Source organism: Paenibacillus jilunlii, from assembly GCF_900102965.1.
Lineage (GTDB): Bacteria > Bacillota > Bacilli > Paenibacillales > Paenibacillaceae > Paenibacillus_AQ > Paenibacillus_AQ jilunlii.
This window is the reverse complement of record NZ_FNGM01000011.1, coordinates 171,375-187,705: the sequence shown is the minus strand read 5'-3', so window position 1 is coordinate 187,705 and position 16,331 is coordinate 171,375. Positions and strand designations below refer to the sequence as shown.

13 protein-coding genes are annotated in these 16,331 nt (G+C 54.9%); all 13 read left to right on the top strand.

Annotated features, from left to right (window positions below):
- Positions 1–23 precede the first annotated feature (23 nt).
- Positions 24–1,481: a nitrogenase molybdenum-iron protein alpha chain gene (gene nifD, locus BLQ82_RS19245; protein WP_062523384.1), complete on the top strand. Its 1,458-nt coding sequence runs from the start codon at positions 24–26 to the stop codon at positions 1,479–1,481.
- Positions 1,478–3,037: a nitrogenase molybdenum-iron protein subunit beta gene (nifK, locus tag BLQ82_RS19240; protein WP_062523383.1), complete on the top strand. Its 1,560-nt coding sequence runs from the start codon at positions 1,478–1,480 to the stop codon at positions 3,035–3,037. The genes nifD and nifK overlap by 4 nt, the downstream gene beginning before the upstream one ends.
- Before the next feature lie 106 nt (positions 3,038–3,143).
- Positions 3,144–4,508, top strand: coding sequence for a nitrogenase iron-molybdenum cofactor biosynthesis protein NifE (gene nifE, locus BLQ82_RS19235; RefSeq protein WP_062523382.1), 1,365 nt, complete (start codon positions 3,144–3,146; stop codon positions 4,506–4,508).
- A complete protein-coding gene (gene nifN / locus BLQ82_RS19230; RefSeq protein ID WP_062523381.1) occupies positions 4,498–5,826 on the top strand; it encodes a nitrogenase iron-molybdenum cofactor biosynthesis protein NifN in 1,329 nt (442 codons plus the stop codon). Before nifE ends, nifN begins: the two co-directional genes overlap by 11 nt.
- On the top strand, positions 5,801–6,211 hold the full coding sequence (gene nifX, locus BLQ82_RS19225) for a nitrogen fixation protein NifX (protein WP_062523380.1): 411 nt from the start codon (positions 5,801–5,803) through the stop codon (positions 6,209–6,211). Before nifN ends, nifX begins: the two co-directional genes overlap by 26 nt.
- On the top strand, positions 6,195–6,761 hold the full coding sequence (locus BLQ82_RS19220; RefSeq protein WP_062523379.1) for a DUF269 domain-containing protein: 567 nt from the start codon (positions 6,195–6,197) through the stop codon (positions 6,759–6,761). The genes nifX and BLQ82_RS19220 overlap by 17 nt, the downstream gene beginning before the upstream one ends.
- Before the next feature lie 37 nt (positions 6,762–6,798).
- Positions 6,799–7,551, top strand: coding sequence for a HesA/MoeB/ThiF family protein (locus tag BLQ82_RS19215; RefSeq protein ID WP_062523378.1), 753 nt, complete (start codon positions 6,799–6,801; stop codon positions 7,549–7,551).
- Positions 7,548–8,690 (top strand): homocitrate synthase/isopropylmalate synthase family protein, encoded by a 1,143-nt coding sequence (locus BLQ82_RS19210; RefSeq protein WP_062523377.1) that lies wholly within the window; start codon positions 7,548–7,550, stop codon positions 8,688–8,690. The genes BLQ82_RS19215 and BLQ82_RS19210 overlap by 4 nt, the downstream gene beginning before the upstream one ends.
- 235 nt (positions 8,691–8,925) lie before the next feature.
- On the top strand, positions 8,926–9,699 hold the full coding sequence (locus BLQ82_RS19205; RefSeq protein ID WP_062523376.1) for a Cof-type HAD-IIB family hydrolase: 774 nt from the start codon (positions 8,926–8,928) through the stop codon (positions 9,697–9,699).
- 401 nt (positions 9,700–10,100) lie between these two features.
- Complete coding sequence (locus BLQ82_RS19200) at positions 10,101–11,414, top strand: BclA C-terminal domain-containing protein (protein WP_074648416.1); 1,314 nt, start codon at positions 10,101–10,103, stop codon at positions 11,412–11,414.
- Positions 11,415–11,763: 349 nt separating this feature from the next.
- Positions 11,764–13,455: a glycoside hydrolase family 13 protein gene (locus BLQ82_RS19195; RefSeq protein ID WP_062523375.1), complete on the top strand. Its 1,692-nt coding sequence runs from the start codon at positions 11,764–11,766 to the stop codon at positions 13,453–13,455.
- Positions 13,456–13,931: 476 nt separating this feature from the next.
- A complete protein-coding gene (locus tag BLQ82_RS19190) occupies positions 13,932–14,666 on the top strand; it encodes a class I SAM-dependent methyltransferase (RefSeq protein ID WP_062523374.1) in 735 nt (244 codons plus the stop codon).
- A 40-nt stretch (positions 14,667–14,706) separates the two neighbouring features.
- Positions 14,707–15,705 carry an MBL fold metallo-hydrolase gene (locus BLQ82_RS19185; protein ID WP_341874801.1) on the top strand — a complete coding sequence of 333 codons (999 nt, stop codon included), beginning with the start codon at positions 14,707–14,709 and terminating at the stop codon, positions 15,703–15,705.
- The last annotated feature ends 626 nt before the right edge of the window (positions 15,706–16,331 follow it).

Below are 16,331 nucleotides of genomic sequence, written 5' to 3'. Positions count from 1 at the left end.
ACCACGAAAAGGAGGGGCAATGAATGGGACTGAATATCGAGGAGAATAAAAAAATAGTAGAAGAGGTTCTGGAAGCCTATCCCAAAAAAGCGAAGAAAGACCGCGAAAAGCATTTCCAGATCAATACCGAAGAAGCCCAATCCTGCGGCACGTGTGCCCTGAAGTCTAATATTAAATCCCGTCCCGGCGTAATGACGCCACGCGGCTGCTCCTTTGCGGGCTCCAAAGGTGTGGTATGGGGTCCGATCAAAGATATGGTTCATATCAGCCACGGTCCTATCGGCTGCGGACAGTACAGCTGGGGCACACGCCGCAACTACGCCAACGGCACGCTGGGGATTGATAATTTTACGGCTATGCAGATCACAAGTGATTTCCAGGAAACGGACATCGTTTTCGGCGGTGACAAGAAGCTGGAAGTCATCATGCGCGAGATTACGGAAATGTTCCCTCTCGCCAAAGGGATCTCTGTACAATCCGAATGTCCGGTCGGTCTGATCGGCGATGATATTGAAGCGGTATCCAAAAAAATGGCCAAAGAGCTGGATATGCCGATTGTGCCGGTGCGCTGCGAAGGATTCCGCGGCGTCAGCCAGTCGCTGGGCCACCACATCGCCAATGATGCCATCCGCGATTTCGTGCTGGGCAAAGCCGAACTGGCTGAAACCGGCCCTTATGATGTCAATATTATCGGGGACTATAATATCGGCGGCGATGCATGGGCTTCCCGTATTCTGCTGGAAGAAATGGGCCTTCGCGTCATTGCCCAGTGGTCCGGCGACGGTACCCTGAACGAGCTGGAAATTGCCCATAAGGCGAAGCTGAATCTGATTCACTGCCACCGCTCCATGAACTACATGGTGGATCATATGGAGAAGGCCTATGATATTCCGTGGATGGAATACAATTTCTTCGGACCGTCCAAGACTTATGAGAGCCTGCGTGCCATCGCAGCGCGGTTCGATGCAACGATCCAGGAGAACTGTGCTAAAATGATTGCCAGACATAAACCGGCAATGGATGCCATTATTAATAAATACAAACCGCGTCTGGAGAATAAAAAGGTGCTGCTGATGATCGGCGGTCTGCGTTCCCGGCATACGATTGGAGCATACGAGGATCTGGGCATGGATATCGTAGCTTCCGGTTATGAATTTGCCCATAAGGATGATTACGAAAGAACCTTCCCTATGATGAAGGAAGGAACCATCATTATGGATGACCCGACTGCATATGAGCTGGAAGAACTGGCTCAGAAATTAAATGTCGATCTGGTAGGCTCGGGCGTCAAGGAAAAATATGTGTACCACAAGATGGGCGTACCGTTCCGCCAGATGCATTCCTGGGACTACAGCGGCCCGTATCACGGCTTTGACGGGTTCAAAATCTTCGCCAAGGACATGGATATGACCGTTAACAGTCCGGTATGGAACCTGATCCGCAAGAAGGAAAAAGCACAGAAAGAGGGGGCGGGCGTATGAGCAAGGACAGACTGGAGATTCCGGACTACAACTCATTATTCTCCGAAGAACGCTACGTTCAGCAGCGGGAAAACAAAAAGCAGTTTGAAGCACCCTGCAGCGAACAGGATACAGCGGAAGCACTCGCCTACTCCAAATCCGCAGAATATATGCAAAAAAACTTTGACCGCAAAGCAGTGGTCATCAACCCCCATAAAGCCTGCCAGCCGCTGGGTTCAGTGATGGCTGCGCTTGGCTTCGAGAAAACACTGCCATTCGTTCATGGCTCACAGGGCTGCAACTCTTATTTCCGCAGTCATCTCAGCCGCCATTTCAAAGAGCCTACGCCTGCCGTCTCTTCTTCGATGACCGAGGACGCAGCGGTATTCGGCGGGATGAACAATCTGATCGACGGCTTGGAGAACAGCATCGCTCTTTACAAGCCGGAGATGATTGCTCTCTGTACTACCTGCATGGCCGAAGTTATCGGTGATGACCTTTCCTCTTTTATCGGCAATGCCCGGATCAAGGGGGCCATTACAGAAGATTTCCCGGTAGCCTTCTGCAACACGCCAAGCTTTGTCGGTTCGCATATTACAGGTTACGATTCCATGCTGAAGGGCATTTTGAGCTACCTGTATGAACGCTCCGGAATTCAGGCTAACCCTGGAAGCGGCGAAGAGTCGGGCGAGAAGCTGAATGTAATGCTTGGGTTTGAGCCTTACACCGGCAACTTTGCTGAAATCCGCAAAATTCTCGATGCCTTTGATACCAAATATACGCTTCTGGGAGATCACAGCGGCAACTATGACTCTCCGGCCACAGGCGAGTATGAATATTACTACGGCGGCACGAAGCTCGCTGATGTGCCTCTGGCAGCCAATGCTCTCGGTACATTATCACTACAGAAATACACATTGAAGAAAACACAGGATTTCATCAGCGGCACCTGGAACCAGCAGCTCACGGCAATGTCCACACCGCTGGGGATTACCGGCACAGATAAGCTGCTGGATGCCGTCAGTGAATTGACAGGCCTGCCCATCCCGGCTTCGCTTATGGAGGAACGAGGCCGCGTAGTAGATGCCCTGACGGACAGCCATCCTTATCTGCATGGCAAACGGGTTGCGCTCGTAGGCGATCCGGATCTGTTGATCGGACTTATCGGATTCTGCCTGGAGATTGGTATGGAGCCGGTTCATATCGTCTGCTCCAATGGCGATGTCGATTTTAATGAAGTGAAATTCAAGGACGAAGCAGAAGCGCTTCTGGCTTCCAGTCCTTACGGCTCGGAAGCCGCGCTCTATATCGGCAATGACCTCTGGCATATGCGTTCGCTGCTGATCAACGATCCGGTTGACCTGGCGATCGGCAGCTCGCATCTGAAATTTGCCGCCAAGGATGCGGGTGTGCCCCTGGTTCGCGTAGGGTTTCCGATTCTGGACCGTCATCATATGCACCGTTATCCGATCATCGGCTATCAGGGCACGCTGAACCTGTTGAGCCTGCTCGTCAATACGATCCTTGATGAGCTTGACCGCAACAACTCCGGTTTTAACTATGATTTGGTGCGGTGATATTTGAATAGATGTAGAAGGATTTTGCAATCATGTGCAATGGCCGCCTAAGCAGCGCGAGGTTTGCGTGAAAGCAAGCAACTTTAGCGAAGGAGATGAAGAGCCGATGGACCCTGTTCGAAAAGACGAATTTGATTCCGGGGCTTGCGGGAGCCTGGCCCCGAAAGTAAGGCCCTGTCCACGGCCCAAACCGGGCGAAGCGGCCGGAGGCTGCTCCTTCGACGGAGCCCAAATTACACTGCTGCCGATTATGGACGCTGCACATCTTGTCCATGGTCCGATTGCCTGTGCCGGGAACAGTTGGGAGAGCAGGGGAACCCTGTCCAGCGGGCCTTCCCTGTCCCAATATGGCTTTGCTACGGATCTGACCGATTCCGATATTATTTTTGGCGGAGAAAAGAAACTGAAGGACAGTATTGACTATATTGCCGAGCGCTTTGCGCCTCCGGCAATATTTGTATATTCAACCTGTGTGACTGCCCTGATCGGTGAAGACATGGATGCCGTCTGCAAGACGGCGGCAGAACGGCTCGGTATCCCGGTCATCCCTGTGAACAGCCCCGGATTTGTCGGGAGCAAAAATCTCGGCAACCGTCTGGCCGGCGATGCGCTGCTGCAGTATGTCATCGGTACGGGGGAGCCATCTCCCGATATGTCCATGGGGATCAATCTTATCGGCGAATACAATATCGCCGGGGAGATGTGGGATATCGAGAAGCTGATGAACAGTGCAGGCATTCCGGTAACCTCACGGATAACAGGAGATGCCCGCTACAAGGAGATCGCCTGGGCGCACCGCGCCAGAGTGAACATGGTTGTCTGCAGCCGGGCTTTGCTTGGACTCGCCAGGGAAATGGAGTCCAGATACGGTATCCCTTATTTCGAAGGCTCTTTTTACGGGGCCAAGGAGACGACTTATTCGCTGCGGCAAATGGCCTATCTGATGAATGACCGTGATATGGAGCGCCGGGTAGACCGTCTAACCGAACGTGAAGAAGCCCGGCTCAGCCAGGATTTGCGCCCTTACCGCAAAATTCTGAAAGGAAAAAAAGCGGTGCTCTATACCGGCGGCGTCAAAAGCTGGTCGGTTATTTCCGCACTGAAGGAGCTGGGCGTTCAGGTGGTGGGCGTCGGAACAAACAAAAGCACAGAGGATGATGTCCGGCGGATCGCAGACCGTGTAAGTGACGATACCGAATATATTCCCGAGGGCGGTGCCAGCCGCATCCTCAAGACGGTGCGGGAACGCAAAGCGGATATTATGATCGCGGGCGGTCGCAATATGTATGTTGCGATGAAGGAACAGATTCCGTTCATTGATATCAACCAGGAGCGGCATAAAGCGTATGCGGGCTATGAAGGACTTCTGCGGCTCGCCAAGGAACTGACCTATTCCCTGGCCAATCCGATCTGGAAGCTGGCAGCCAGCCCGGCTCCGTGGGATAAGGAGGCCCCTCCCTATGACCGTTAACAGAAGAAAAAAGCCGGCTGCAGTCAATCCGATCAAGATCGGCCAGTCGCTCGGTGCCGTGCTGGCCCTGCAGGGCTGCTACCGCGCCATGCCGCTGATGCACGGCTCGCAGGGCTGCTCTGCTTTTCCCAAGGCGCTCCTGACCCGGCATTTCCGTGAGCCGATTGCCGTACAGACCTCCGCCCTGCAGGAGATGGACGTAATCTTCGATGCCAACCGCAATCTGGAGGAGGCCCTTAATCTGGTGCTTAGCAAGCACCGCCCCGATATCATCGGGATTATCGGAACGGAACTGACCGATGTCGCCGGGGTGGATTACCAGAGTATGCTGAAATCCTACAAGCGGGAGCGGAATATGCGCGGGGGGCTTGCCTTTTCCGTGGTGCTGCCGGACTTCCGGGGATCACTGGAATCGGGCTTCAGCGCAGCTGTGGAGTCGATGATCGATGAAATGATCCAGCAGGTGGGCCACCGGGGTTCGAGAACTGTGAATACCCGGCAGATTACGCTGCTGCCCGGATCTTTTTTGACACCTGCGGATGTGATGGAGCTGAAGGAGATGATTTCTTCCTTCGGGTTCGAGGTGATCGCGCTGCCGGATATCTCGACCTCCTTGTCGGGTCATTTGCTGACCGGGTTCTCCCCGCTGACCCGTGGCGGTGTGCCGCTGGATTCCATGCTCCAGAGCCTGCAGTCCGGGCTTACGATTGCCATCGGCGGCAGCATGGAGCGTCCGGCCAGAAGGCTTCACAATGCGCTGGGGACCCCCTATAAGGTGTTTGCGCGCGCGATGGGGCTGAAGGCCTCCGACGATCTGCTGCATTTTCTGCATCAGATCAGCGGAGAACCGGTGCCGCTGCGTTATTGCTGGCAGCGCGAGAATCTGCTCGACAGCATGCTTGACGCGCATTTCCAGTTTGCGGGAATGTCAGCCCTCGCTGCACTGGAGCCGGATCATCTCTTCTCGGTCTCCGGCTGGCTTGAAGAGCTGGGGGTGGAGCAGAAGGCGCTGATTGCCTCCTATGAAACCCCGCTGGTTGCAGGAATGGAGCGCGAGGTGTGGGTAGGGGATTTAGATGATGCCGAAGTGCTGGGCAAGGGGGCCGATTTATGGATCAGCAATTCGCACGGTATCGCCGGAGCGCAGCGGATTGATGCTGCATTTATGCCGGCCGGGTTCCCGGTATGGAATGAGCTGGGCGCTTATATGTCTGTCTCCGTAGGATACAGAGGCGCCATGGAGTGGAGCAACAAAGCAGGGAATTTGTTAATGCAGAGGGAGGCTGTTCACCGTGAAGGTAGCGTTCGCCACAGATGATGGAAGCCGGGTCAATGCCCATTTCGGGCAAAGTCCAATGTTCGCCGTATATAATGTGACTAAAAATGGCGGTGAGCTGGTAGAGCTTCGCAAGCTGCCGGTTGTTGTGAATCAGGATGAAGCCGGTAAAATTGACAGCCGCCTGAAGGCGGTAGAAGATTGCACGCTGATCTTCATCATGCAGATCGGCGCCTCGGCCGCCGCGCGGGTGACACGCCGCAAGATTATGCCGGTTAAGGTTCCGTTCGGCAGCCCGATTGACGAGCAGGTGAAGCGTCTGGTTGATATGCTCCAGGGCAAGCCGCCAATGTGGCTGGCCAAGGTACTGCGTTCGGAAGAGGAAGGCACCGGGGAAGGGGAGGAAGCCAATGGAATCGTCGGCTAACAGGAAGATGGCAGTTCAGGCCGGGTTTTCCCGGGAGGGGGCGGCGGTGAAACCCCGCCGCCGCAAGGTTGTAAAAGAGCTGGACCCCGGTACAGCGGATGCTTTGGTCCGACGATTGTGCCATCTGCTCGATACGGCGGACTTCTTCGGGCGCCATGCCCCGCTGTCTCCGCAGGAGAAGATTGCCAAGCTGTTTCTGGCATCCGCCGAGGACAAGGATCAATCGGACTTCAACTGCGCCGTATCTCCGAAGGTGCGCCAGCAGGTTCCGATTTTGTTCCAGGCGATCGCCGGAGTCATGGAAGAGAAGAGCGGAGCCATGGTGCAGAGCACCGCCGAGATTAATGTTGAGGGTTTTGGACGGGGGCTGCTGTATACCGGACGCGTTATTCTGGTGCTGAAGAGCCTGCGGGCCGGTGCTCCATTCCCGTTCACTTCGGAGGAGAAGGCCATCCGCTACGGGGTGGAATGTGTGGAGGAGGGTCTGGCTTTTTTGGAGAAATATAAGGAAATCACCGCATGCCACGGATTGTTCAGCCTTGAAGGCTAAAGCTGCAAATTTATGATCAGTCGCAGGGGGGATGGGGATGGAGCCGCTTGCCGGAGGGTTGGAGCTGGATCGGTATGCCCGGCAGCTTAAGCTGCTCGGAGAAGAGGGGCAAAGGGCGCTGAAGGAAGCGACGGTGATGGTTGCGGGAATTGGCGGGCTGGGAGGAACGGCTGCGCTGTATCTGGCTGCGGCGGGTGTCGGCAGGCTTATTTTGGCCCATGAAGGGGTTATTGTCCCTCCTGATCTGAACCGGCAGATTCTGATGGATACGGAGCATCTGGGGATGGAACGCATGAGTACAGCGATTGCCCAGTTGAAGCGTCTGAACCCGCATGTCGAGATTGAGGGCCACAATGCCAGAATTGAAATTCCCCTTGCCAGACCCTGGGTACAGGATGCCGATATTGTAATTGATGCCCGTTATGACTTTCCCGAGAGGTATGCGCTGAACCGCCTGTGTGTAGATACCGGAACGCCAATGGTGGAAGCTGCTATGTACGGTTTTGAAATTTCCCTCACGACGGTTATTCCCGGTGTAACCCCCTGCCTGGAATGCCTATACCCGGATGTGGCACCCCAGTGGGAGCCGCTTGGATTTCCAGTTCTGGGAGCCACCTCCGGAATTGCGGGTTGTCTGGCTGCGCTGGAAGCCGTAAAATGGATTACAGGGGTAGGGACAACTTATGCGGGCGTAATGCATCGCTTCAGCTCACTCGACTTCGCCTGTTACAGCGTCCATATTTCCCGTAATCCGAAATGCGCTTGCTGCGGAGAAGGAGGTACACCGTGAAAAGTCTCAAGCTTTGTGACACGACACTGAGGGATGGCGAACAGGCGGCTGGAGTATCATTCACGAGGGCGGAAAAGCTGGAAATCGCAAAGTTGCTGTCGGAGTGCGGAGTTGAGCAGGCAGAGGTAGGGATTCCTGCCATGGGTACGCGGGAGCAGGAGGATATTGCGGCGATTGCCGAATTGAATCTCCCGATGAAGCTGATGACCTGGAACCGCTCGTTGCCGGGGGATATTGACAAGGCGCGGGCAACGGGAGTCAACTGGAGTCATGTGTCCATTCCTGTCTCGGAGATTCAGCTGCAAGGCAAGCTGGGACTCTCAACGGATGAGGGTCTGAACAAACTGCTGGGTGCGGCGGAATATGCCCTTTCGCTGGGCATGACGGTGTCGGTGGGCATGGAGGATTCATCAAGGGCCGATATGGGTTTTCTGGTCCGGCTGGTGAATTCGCTGCACAGGGAAGGCATCCGCAGGTTCCGCTATGCGGATACTGTGTCGGCGCATCATCCGGGACAGATTGCCGGGCGGGTAAGTACGCTGCTCGGTGAAGTTCCCGGTGATGTCGAGCTGGAGGTGCACTGCCATAACGATTTTGGCTTGGCCTGTGCGAATACGCTGAGCGGCATTGCCGCAGGCGCTGCCTGGGCCAGCACCACGGTTGCCGGGATCGGAGAACGCACCGGGAACGCAGCCATGGAGGAAGTGGCAATGGCCTGGCACCACCTCTACGGCGGGGAGAGTAGCATAAGATTCGATCTGCTCAAAGGTTTGGCGGACAAGGTAATTGCCGCTTCCGGCCGCAGCGTGGGTGATGCCAAGCCGATCGTGGGACAGCTGGCTTTTACCCATGAGTCGGGAATCCATGTGGACGGGCTGATGAAGGAGAGAGCTACCTATCAGACCTTTGATCCCTCAGAAGTAGGCCGGAGCCACCGTTTTGTATTGGGCAAGCATTCCGGCACCGGCGGTGTGGCCCATGTGCTGGACCAGTTGGGCCTGGCAATCACACCCGATACCGCAGGGCGCCTTCTGGTGCGGGTCCGCGAATATGCCGGGTCCCACAAAGGCACGGTTCCCGAATATATGCTGGTGCAGTGGCTGATGGAAGAACAGCAGCGGGCTCAGAATGCTGTGTAAGAATGAAGCTTAACTTGCCGGGACTAAGATACCATGAACATTTGAAGTGTTAATGATAAGCAAGCAGCAGCTGTCTTTCTTTAAGGAGGATAGGCAGGTACTGCTTGCTTTTTTGCTGTGTTATCATGCTGCACTTCTCCATTTTCTGAAAAAGACAGCTTGCATCGCATACCACAAGCATCTACAATCTTGAGCAGGAATAATAAGCAGAGAGAACAAGGAGAATGGAGAGGCTATGACCCTAAAAACAATCTTTTTTGATATTGACGGTACGATCTATGACGAGGAAAAACGAATTCCAGCTTCCACGAAGGAAGCCATTGCCGAACTGAAAAGACGGGGCCACAATGTAGCAATTGCTACGGGCAGAGCTGCGTACATGTTCGAGGATTTGCGCAAAGAGCTGGACATTCATTCGTATGTGTCGCTCAACGGGCAGTATGTTGTTTATGAAGGAGAAGTGATCTACCGCAACCCGCTGGACACTCCTTCATTGCAGGAACTTACCTTATTTGCCCAAAAAAATGATCATCCGGTGGGCTATATTGATGCAGCAGGGATGAAAGTAAATGTTGCGGAGCATGAGTATATCAAGACTAGCATCGGTTCGCTGAAGCTGGCATTTCCGACACATGATGCGGAGTATTTTCTGCAGCATGAAATCTACCAGGCGCTCATTTTTTGCCGGCAGAAAGAGCAGGACCTGTATGCAGAAACCTATCCGCATCTGAATTTTATCCGCTGGCACCCGCTGTGTATGGATGTGCTGCCGGGGAATGGCTCGAAGGCAGGAGGCATTCAGCAGATGATGACAATCCTTGGCGTGCAGAAGGAAGATGTATATGCGTTTGGTGACGGCCTGAATGATCTGGAGATGCTGGGCTTTGTCGGTCATGGGGTTGCGATGGGTAATGCGGAGGAAGAAGTGAAGGCAGCCGCGTCATATGTTACCAAGCATGTCAGCGAGAACGGGATTTATGAAGGGCTGAGAATGGTGGGGCTGTTGTAGAAAGGCCTATTGAAGAAGATTTAGAGAAATTCATAATGAAAGCAAGGGACCCTTCTATTGCGAATTTGCAGCAGAATCGGTCCTTTTTGGCCTGCGGTGAAGATCTATTATGCTCTGTGCAGCAGAACTGGAGGGATTGGATTTAATGTGCTGGCCAAGGTGCATGCTCAAATAATCCTGAGTGGGCTGGGCGGGTTGTCCAATCTATAGTATATGCCCGCTGTGGAGGGAATGTGTCCAGGCATTTGAACAGTTTGTTGTATTCCCAGGTGATTTCTGCTTGTCCAGACAGTATGAACATCCAGTTTTTCAAAAAATAAGTAGCAGCCTACAAGACGAATGTCCATGCACCCCATAGGTAAATGGAGTACTATACATCAAGTCTATTGGAGGTGCTGAAAATGAGACGTCTTGAGCATAAGAAAAAATGCCCCAATCCTGAAAAGGAGCTGCTTGAATGTCCTTTGCCAAAGTTGCCTAAGAAACGGCCTAAAAGGAAGCCTGTAAAACGGAAACATGAAGATGGCAAGAAGTGCTGCTGCAAGGAAATCATCGTCAAAAGGCAGATTGTCCGTGTGAATATTCCACTTGGTGCATTGGGTGCGGCGGGAGCTGCTGGAGCACTTGGTGCAGCCGGTGCTGTGGAAGCGCTGGGGGCCGCCGGAGCCGCCGGGGCAGCAGGAGCTTTGGGTGCTGCCGGAGCAGCAGGAGCTTTAGGTGCAACGGGTGCTGCTGGAGCTCTGGGGGCTGTAGGTGCCGCCGGAGCGTTGGGCGCCGCAGGCGTGGCTGGAGCGTTAGGAGCGCGTGGCGCAACCGGCGGCTTGGGTGCTATTGGTGCCGCCGGGCTTCTCGGCGCCGCAGGAGCTGTTGGTGCGCTTGGTGCAGCGGGGGCAACGGGTGCACTGGGAGCTGCCGGTGCACTGGGAGCCGCTGGAGCGCTGGGAGCCGCCGGAGCCATAGGCCCGGCGGGAATCGGCGGACTGGTGGGTCCTGCCGGACCCGCCGGGCCGGCTGGGCCAGCCGGAGCTGGCGGCCCCGCGGGACCCACAGGTCCGGCAGGACCAGCGGGTGCACCAGGAGCGACGGGTGCAGCGGGCCCCGCCGGAGCAGCAGGACCAGCGGGTGCACCAGGAGCAACGGGTGCGGCTGGACCCGCCGGAGCAGCAGGACCCGCCGGAGCAACAGGAGCGGCAGGACCTGCCGGACCTGCCGGACCTGCCGGACCTGCCGGAGCAGCAGGACCCGCTGGAGCAACCGGAGCGGCAGGGCCTGCCGGAGCAACGGGCGCAACCGGAGCGGCTGGCGGAATTGCCAATTTCGGTTATGTGTATAACCTCGGCGCCCAGGTGGTGCCGATTGAAGCGGACGTGTCTTTTGATACGAACGGTCTGCTGACTCCGGGAATTACTCATGCTCCCGGCACAACGACGATTTCAGTCACCAATGCGGGGATTTATGAGGTTAATTTCTCGGTATCCGGCGTGGAACCCAATCAGTTCGCATTGTTCGTCAATGGAGCCTTGGTCCCGGGTACCGTATACGGCTCAGGTGCAGGAACTCAGCAAAACACCGGGCAGGCGATCTTGGCCTTGTCATCGGGAGATGTGCTGACGCTGCGCAACCACAGCTCTGCTGCGGCTGTCACACTGCAGACGCTGGCCGGGGGGACACAGGCGAATGTCAATGCGTCGATTGTAATCAAGCAATTAAGCTAGTCTCAGAGAGCAGCAATGCATGCCGAGACGGGAGGTCTTCTATAAGAAGGCGATCCCGTCTTTTTCCTTGTTTTAAATGCTGAACCACGTTGCGTATGTGACACCGATATGCAACATTGCCGGTCGTGGTTTCGTTTAGATAAATATTTCAAGGGGAACTTGAACGGCCGCACGCCCCAGGTTTTTGCGCTGAATGGCAAGCAGGTGATTCTGTACCAGTTCGCTTCGGTGGAGGACACAGGAGAGTAATGCTTGCGAAGCAGCGAATTATCAAATTTTGTTATTCTCTTCCGCCAGTGTGGTTAAGATATACTAAAATGTCTGAATTGCAGAAGCGGAGGGAATCCTTGTGAACCCAAAATGGTGGAAGGAAAGCGTAGTATACCAGATTTATCCGATCAGCTTCATGGATAGCAATGGTGACGGGATTGGAGATCTGCGTGGAATTATGTCCAAGCTGGATTATTTGCAGGATCTGGGCGTGGATGTGATCTGGATCTGTCCGATCTATAAATCTCCAAATCATGACAACGGCTATGATATCAGTGATTATTGCGACATTATGAAGGAATTCGGGACGATGGATGATTTTGACCGGCTGCTGCGGGAGATGCACTCGCGCGGAATGAAGCTGATGATGGATCTGGTGCTGAACCATACTTCCCATCAGCATCCCTGGTTTATTGAATCCAGAAGCTCGAAGGATAATCCCAAACGGGATTACTACATCTGGAGAAAAGGCAAAAACGGCGGTCCGCCGAACAACTGGGAGTCCTATTTCAGCGGTTCGGTCTGGGAGCTTGATCCCAAGACGGATGAATATTATCTGCATCTCTATTCCAAATTCCAGCCGGACCTGAACTGGGAAAACCCCGCCGTGATCGACAAGCTGCATGAAATGGTGCAGTGGTGGCTGAAAAAAGGGGTCGACGGCTTCCGGTTTGATGCAATCGCCCATATTGTGAAGAAGGGCGGGTATCCCGACGCCTTGAATCCCCATGGAACGGCAACGGTGCGGGCATATGATATGTTCTCCAATCTGGAGCATGTACACACGCTGCTGCGCAACCTGAACGATCAGGTGCTCTACTTTTACGATATCATGACGGTCGGCGAAACCTCGGGCCTGGGCCCGGAGCAGGCGCTGGATTATGTCGGCGATGGACGCCGCGAGCTGAATATGACCTTTCAATTCGAGCATATGAATCTGGATTGCGCGGCGCCAGGCGGAGGAAAATGGGATACGGTACCCTGGAGCCTCCTGGAGCTTAAGAAGATCATCAGCAATTGGCAGACGGTCCTGCACGGCAAAGGCTGGAACGCCAACTATTTGTGCAACCATGACCAGCCGCGCTCGGTATCCCGGTTCGGCAACGATCTGTATTACCGCATCCCCTCGGCCAAAATGCTGGCTACTTTTATTCACATGCTGGAGGGAACGCCTTATATCTATCAGGGTGAGGAGCTCGGGATGACGAATGCGGGTTTTGAGTCGATTGATGATTACCGTGATGTGGAGACGCTGAATTATTATGAAGAAAAACGTACGAATGGCGTTCCCGAAGCCGACATCATGGCCGCGATCCATAAAAAAAGCCGGGACAACGCCCGTACGCCGATGCAATGGAACGATGGGGAGAACGGCGGGTTTACAACAGGCGTGCCCTGGATCCGGGTAAACTCCAATTCCAGGGAGATCAACGCAGCGAGTGCAGTCAAGGACCCGGATTCGATCTATCATTACTACAAGAAGCTGATTGAGCTGCGAAAAAAACATCAGGTCATTGTCTACGGCGACTATACCCTGCTGCTGGAAGAGCACCCGGAAATTTATGCATATACCCGCACGCTGGAGGAGCAGCGGCTGCTGGTAATCCTGAATTTTTTTGAGCGGGAGCCGGTATTTGAGCTGCCGGAGGATTTTCTGCCGGAGAAGCTGGAACTGCTGATTTCCAATTACACGCCGAATAAAGAGGAAGACTTGAAGAGTCTGAAGCTCCGGCCTTATGAAGCGAGAGTCTATTTGCAGCGGCAGAGCTAGATAAGATGAACTTAAAAACACAAAAAACGGCGGATTTGCGGAGGGGGAGTTGGAACTGTAGGGACGGAAGCGCCGCCTGAAAGCTTTTCGCAGGAAAGCCCGCATCGGAAGTATAATCAGTCACCGGGTTTCAACCGCAATTAACGGTTTATTCAAGAAACCCGGGGACAACAGCGGCTGGAAATCCATACATTCCCCGCAGTGACGACTATCCCCAACATGTAAAGCTAATGTATATAGCTTCTATAGAAGCGGCTAAAGAGTTGCCATGATGCGGGAAGTATGGCGAAATGGCGACTCTTTTTTGAGTTTACCTATAAAAGGCGGTACAATTGCGTTACATTGGGTGCTATATTCAAACCCGGCATGAGGAGAAAAAGCAGGGGTATGGCCGTGAAAATCGGGAGCTTAGTTTGGATACGCGTTACATACATAGAGAGGCTCTTGCAGGCGCTGCTGCGGAAGGAGAAAGGAACATGGGTGAATGGTATGAGGATAGCTTTGGCGAGGATTATTTAATCGTCTACAGGCACAGGGATTTCGGCGGGGCACGGCGCGAGGTGGAGAAAATGATCGGCTGGCTGGAGCTGCCGCAAGGGGCCAAAGTGCTGGACTTATGCTGCGGCATGGGCCGCCATTCCCTGGCGCTTGCGGAAGCGGGCTATGAGGTTACGGGTGTGGATTTGTCAGAAGCGCTGCTTCGTGAAGCACGGGCGCAGGCCGGGGCCGAAGCCGTGACCTGGATACGTTCGGATATGCGCAGGCTGCCGCTTGAGGGCGGTTTTGCGGCTGTGGTAAATTTGTTTACTTCGTTTGGATATTTTGAAGAGGATGAGGAGCAGATCAAGGTGCTGCGGGAAATTCACCGCATGCTGGTGCCGGGCGGCAAGTTCATTGTTGATTTTTTGAATCCGGCCCATGTGATCCGCCATCTGGTTCCACACTCTGTCCGTGAGGACGGGGACACCCTGATTGATGAGTCGCGGCGGATTGAGGATGGCTATGTCAAGAAGGACATCATCCTGACCTCGAAGTCAGGCGGTGCCCCCCGCAAATATCATGAGCGGGTCAAGCTGTATCCGCTGGAGAAATTCCGCGAGATGATTGCCGCTGCAGGCCTTCAGCTGGAAGCTGTGCACGGCAGTTATGAGGAAGATGAGTATGAGGCGGAAAATTCACGGCGGATGATCTTTACGGGTGTGCGTCCCTAAGATGGTATCGGGGAGAAGATTCAAGGGAGGGGGGGACGGCATGATGTCAAAGGCAGACCTGATTACATGGGAAGGCGGCATCATTCAGGTGTCTGTTCCGATGGACCCACCGCTGCGCCAGGTGAACAGCTATATTCTGCCTGACCGGAACGGACAGCTTACGGTGATTGACCCTGGGCCCCACACGCCTGAGGCGGAAGCGGCATGGGAAGTTGTGCTTCAGGAACTGGACTATTCCTGGAGCGCAATCCGGGATATCGTGGTTACGCATCATCATCCGGACCATTACGGTCTTGCCGGCTGGCTGCAATCCCGCAGCGGCGGCAAGGTCTGGATGTCGGAACGGGCCCATGACGAAGCCCGGCTGACCTGGGGAGCGGAGGCGATTCTGAATGAAGCGCTGCCGCTGTTCTTCCTCCGCTACGGCATGCCGGAGGATTGGGTGCAGGGGATCAGGGAGCATCTGGAGCGCTTCCTGCCCCAGGTCACTCCGCAGCCGGAGGTGGCCTATATCAACGCGGCGGAGCCGTTCATCATGGGCAACCGCAAATGGCAGCCGCTGGTAACCGGCGGACATGCGCCGGGGCATTTGTCCTTTTATCACGGCGGCAGCGGGCAGATTCTCTGCGGCGATGCAGTGCTGCCGCAGATCTCGCCCAACGTCAGTCTGCAGCCGGGCAGCGATCCGCAGCCGCTGCGCACCTTCATGGAGGGGCTGCGCGAGCTGCGCAGCCTCCGGGTGACCCGGGCGTTCCCGGGACACCGGGAACCGTTCACGGGCTTCACGGAGCGGGCGGACAGCCTGCTGCGCCATCACGAAGAGCGGCTGGATCAGGCAGCCGCTCTGCTCGCGGGCGGCCCGCTCAGCGGCTTCGCGGTATGCGAAGCGCTGTTCCGCAGCCGCGTGTCCAGCGCGCACCAGATGCGGTTCGCGATGAGCGAGACGCTGGCGCATCTGGCCGAGCTGGTGCGCCGGGAGCGGGCGGAAGTCATCGAGCCGGAGCCCGGCGGAGTGACGATGTTCGCGGCCGTCAAGTAAGCTGCCCGCCCAGCCGGCAGATGAATAGAAGCCAGGCCGCGTATACAGGGAGGGACCCGTGAATAGAGGCAGGTCGCGTATATAGGGAGGGAACCCGTGTATACGCGGCCTGGCTTTTTTGGATCAGCAACGGCAGAAATACCGTTGTAGAAGGCCTGCGGGCTGGTTTGCTCTTATCTTGTAAACTATTAAGTTGAGGGATCAGTCTGATCTCCTCATTCCAACTAGCGCTTGCTCACCGGCCTCTTCGCAAGCGCTAGTTGGAAAAAGGGAGCTTATTTCTCCCGAAATTCAACAATCCTGAGAATTAAATGGAAAAAGGAAACCTAATGGGTTTATATTCCTCGTCCAATGGCGAAATGAGCTGAATTAGTGTACCTTTTTCCACTTCACCTGCGGAGAACAGGACGAGCAAGCAAATTAGTTACCCATTTTCCACTTGGAGCTGCCGTAGGATTCATGGGGAGTCGTTCTCAAGGTAACGCTAGACTGAAATCCAAGTCGCCTGCACTGCCCGTGGGGGACGGTGTATATCAACAACGGCAAAAGTGCCGCTGTTGAAGCGCCGCGGGCGGAATTGCTCCGAAACAACGGCAAAAGTGCCGTTGCTGAAGCGCCGCGGGCGG

What these genes read in the sequence shown, in the direction of transcription:
- nifD (WP_062523384.1), top strand. Translation starts at nt 24, where the DNA reads ATGGGACTGAATATCGAGGAGAATAAAAAAATAGTAGAAGAGGTTCTG.
- nifK (WP_062523383.1), top strand. Translation starts at nt 1,478, where the DNA reads ATGAGCAAGGACAGACTGGAGATTCCGGACTACAACTCATTATTCTCC.
- nifE (WP_062523382.1), top strand. Translation starts at nt 3,144, where the DNA reads ATGGACCCTGTTCGAAAAGACGAATTTGATTCCGGGGCTTGCGGGAGC.
- nifN (WP_062523381.1), top strand. Translation starts at nt 4,498, where the DNA reads ATGACCGTTAACAGAAGAAAAAAGCCGGCTGCAGTCAATCCGATCAAG.
- BLQ82_RS19220 (WP_062523379.1), top strand. Translation starts at nt 6,195, where the DNA reads ATGGAATCGTCGGCTAACAGGAAGATGGCAGTTCAGGCCGGGTTTTCC.
- BLQ82_RS19215 (WP_062523378.1), top strand. Translation starts at nt 6,799, where the DNA reads ATGGAGCCGCTTGCCGGAGGGTTGGAGCTGGATCGGTATGCCCGGCAG.
- BLQ82_RS19205 (WP_062523376.1), top strand. Translation starts at nt 8,926, where the DNA reads ATGACCCTAAAAACAATCTTTTTTGATATTGACGGTACGATCTATGAC.
- BLQ82_RS19200 (WP_074648416.1), top strand. Translation starts at nt 10,101, where the DNA reads ATGAGACGTCTTGAGCATAAGAAAAAATGCCCCAATCCTGAAAAGGAG.
- BLQ82_RS19190 (WP_062523374.1), top strand. Translation starts at nt 13,932, where the DNA reads ATGGGTGAATGGTATGAGGATAGCTTTGGCGAGGATTATTTAATCGTC.
- BLQ82_RS19185 (WP_341874801.1), top strand. Translation starts at nt 14,707, where the DNA reads ATGATGTCAAAGGCAGACCTGATTACATGGGAAGGCGGCATCATTCAG.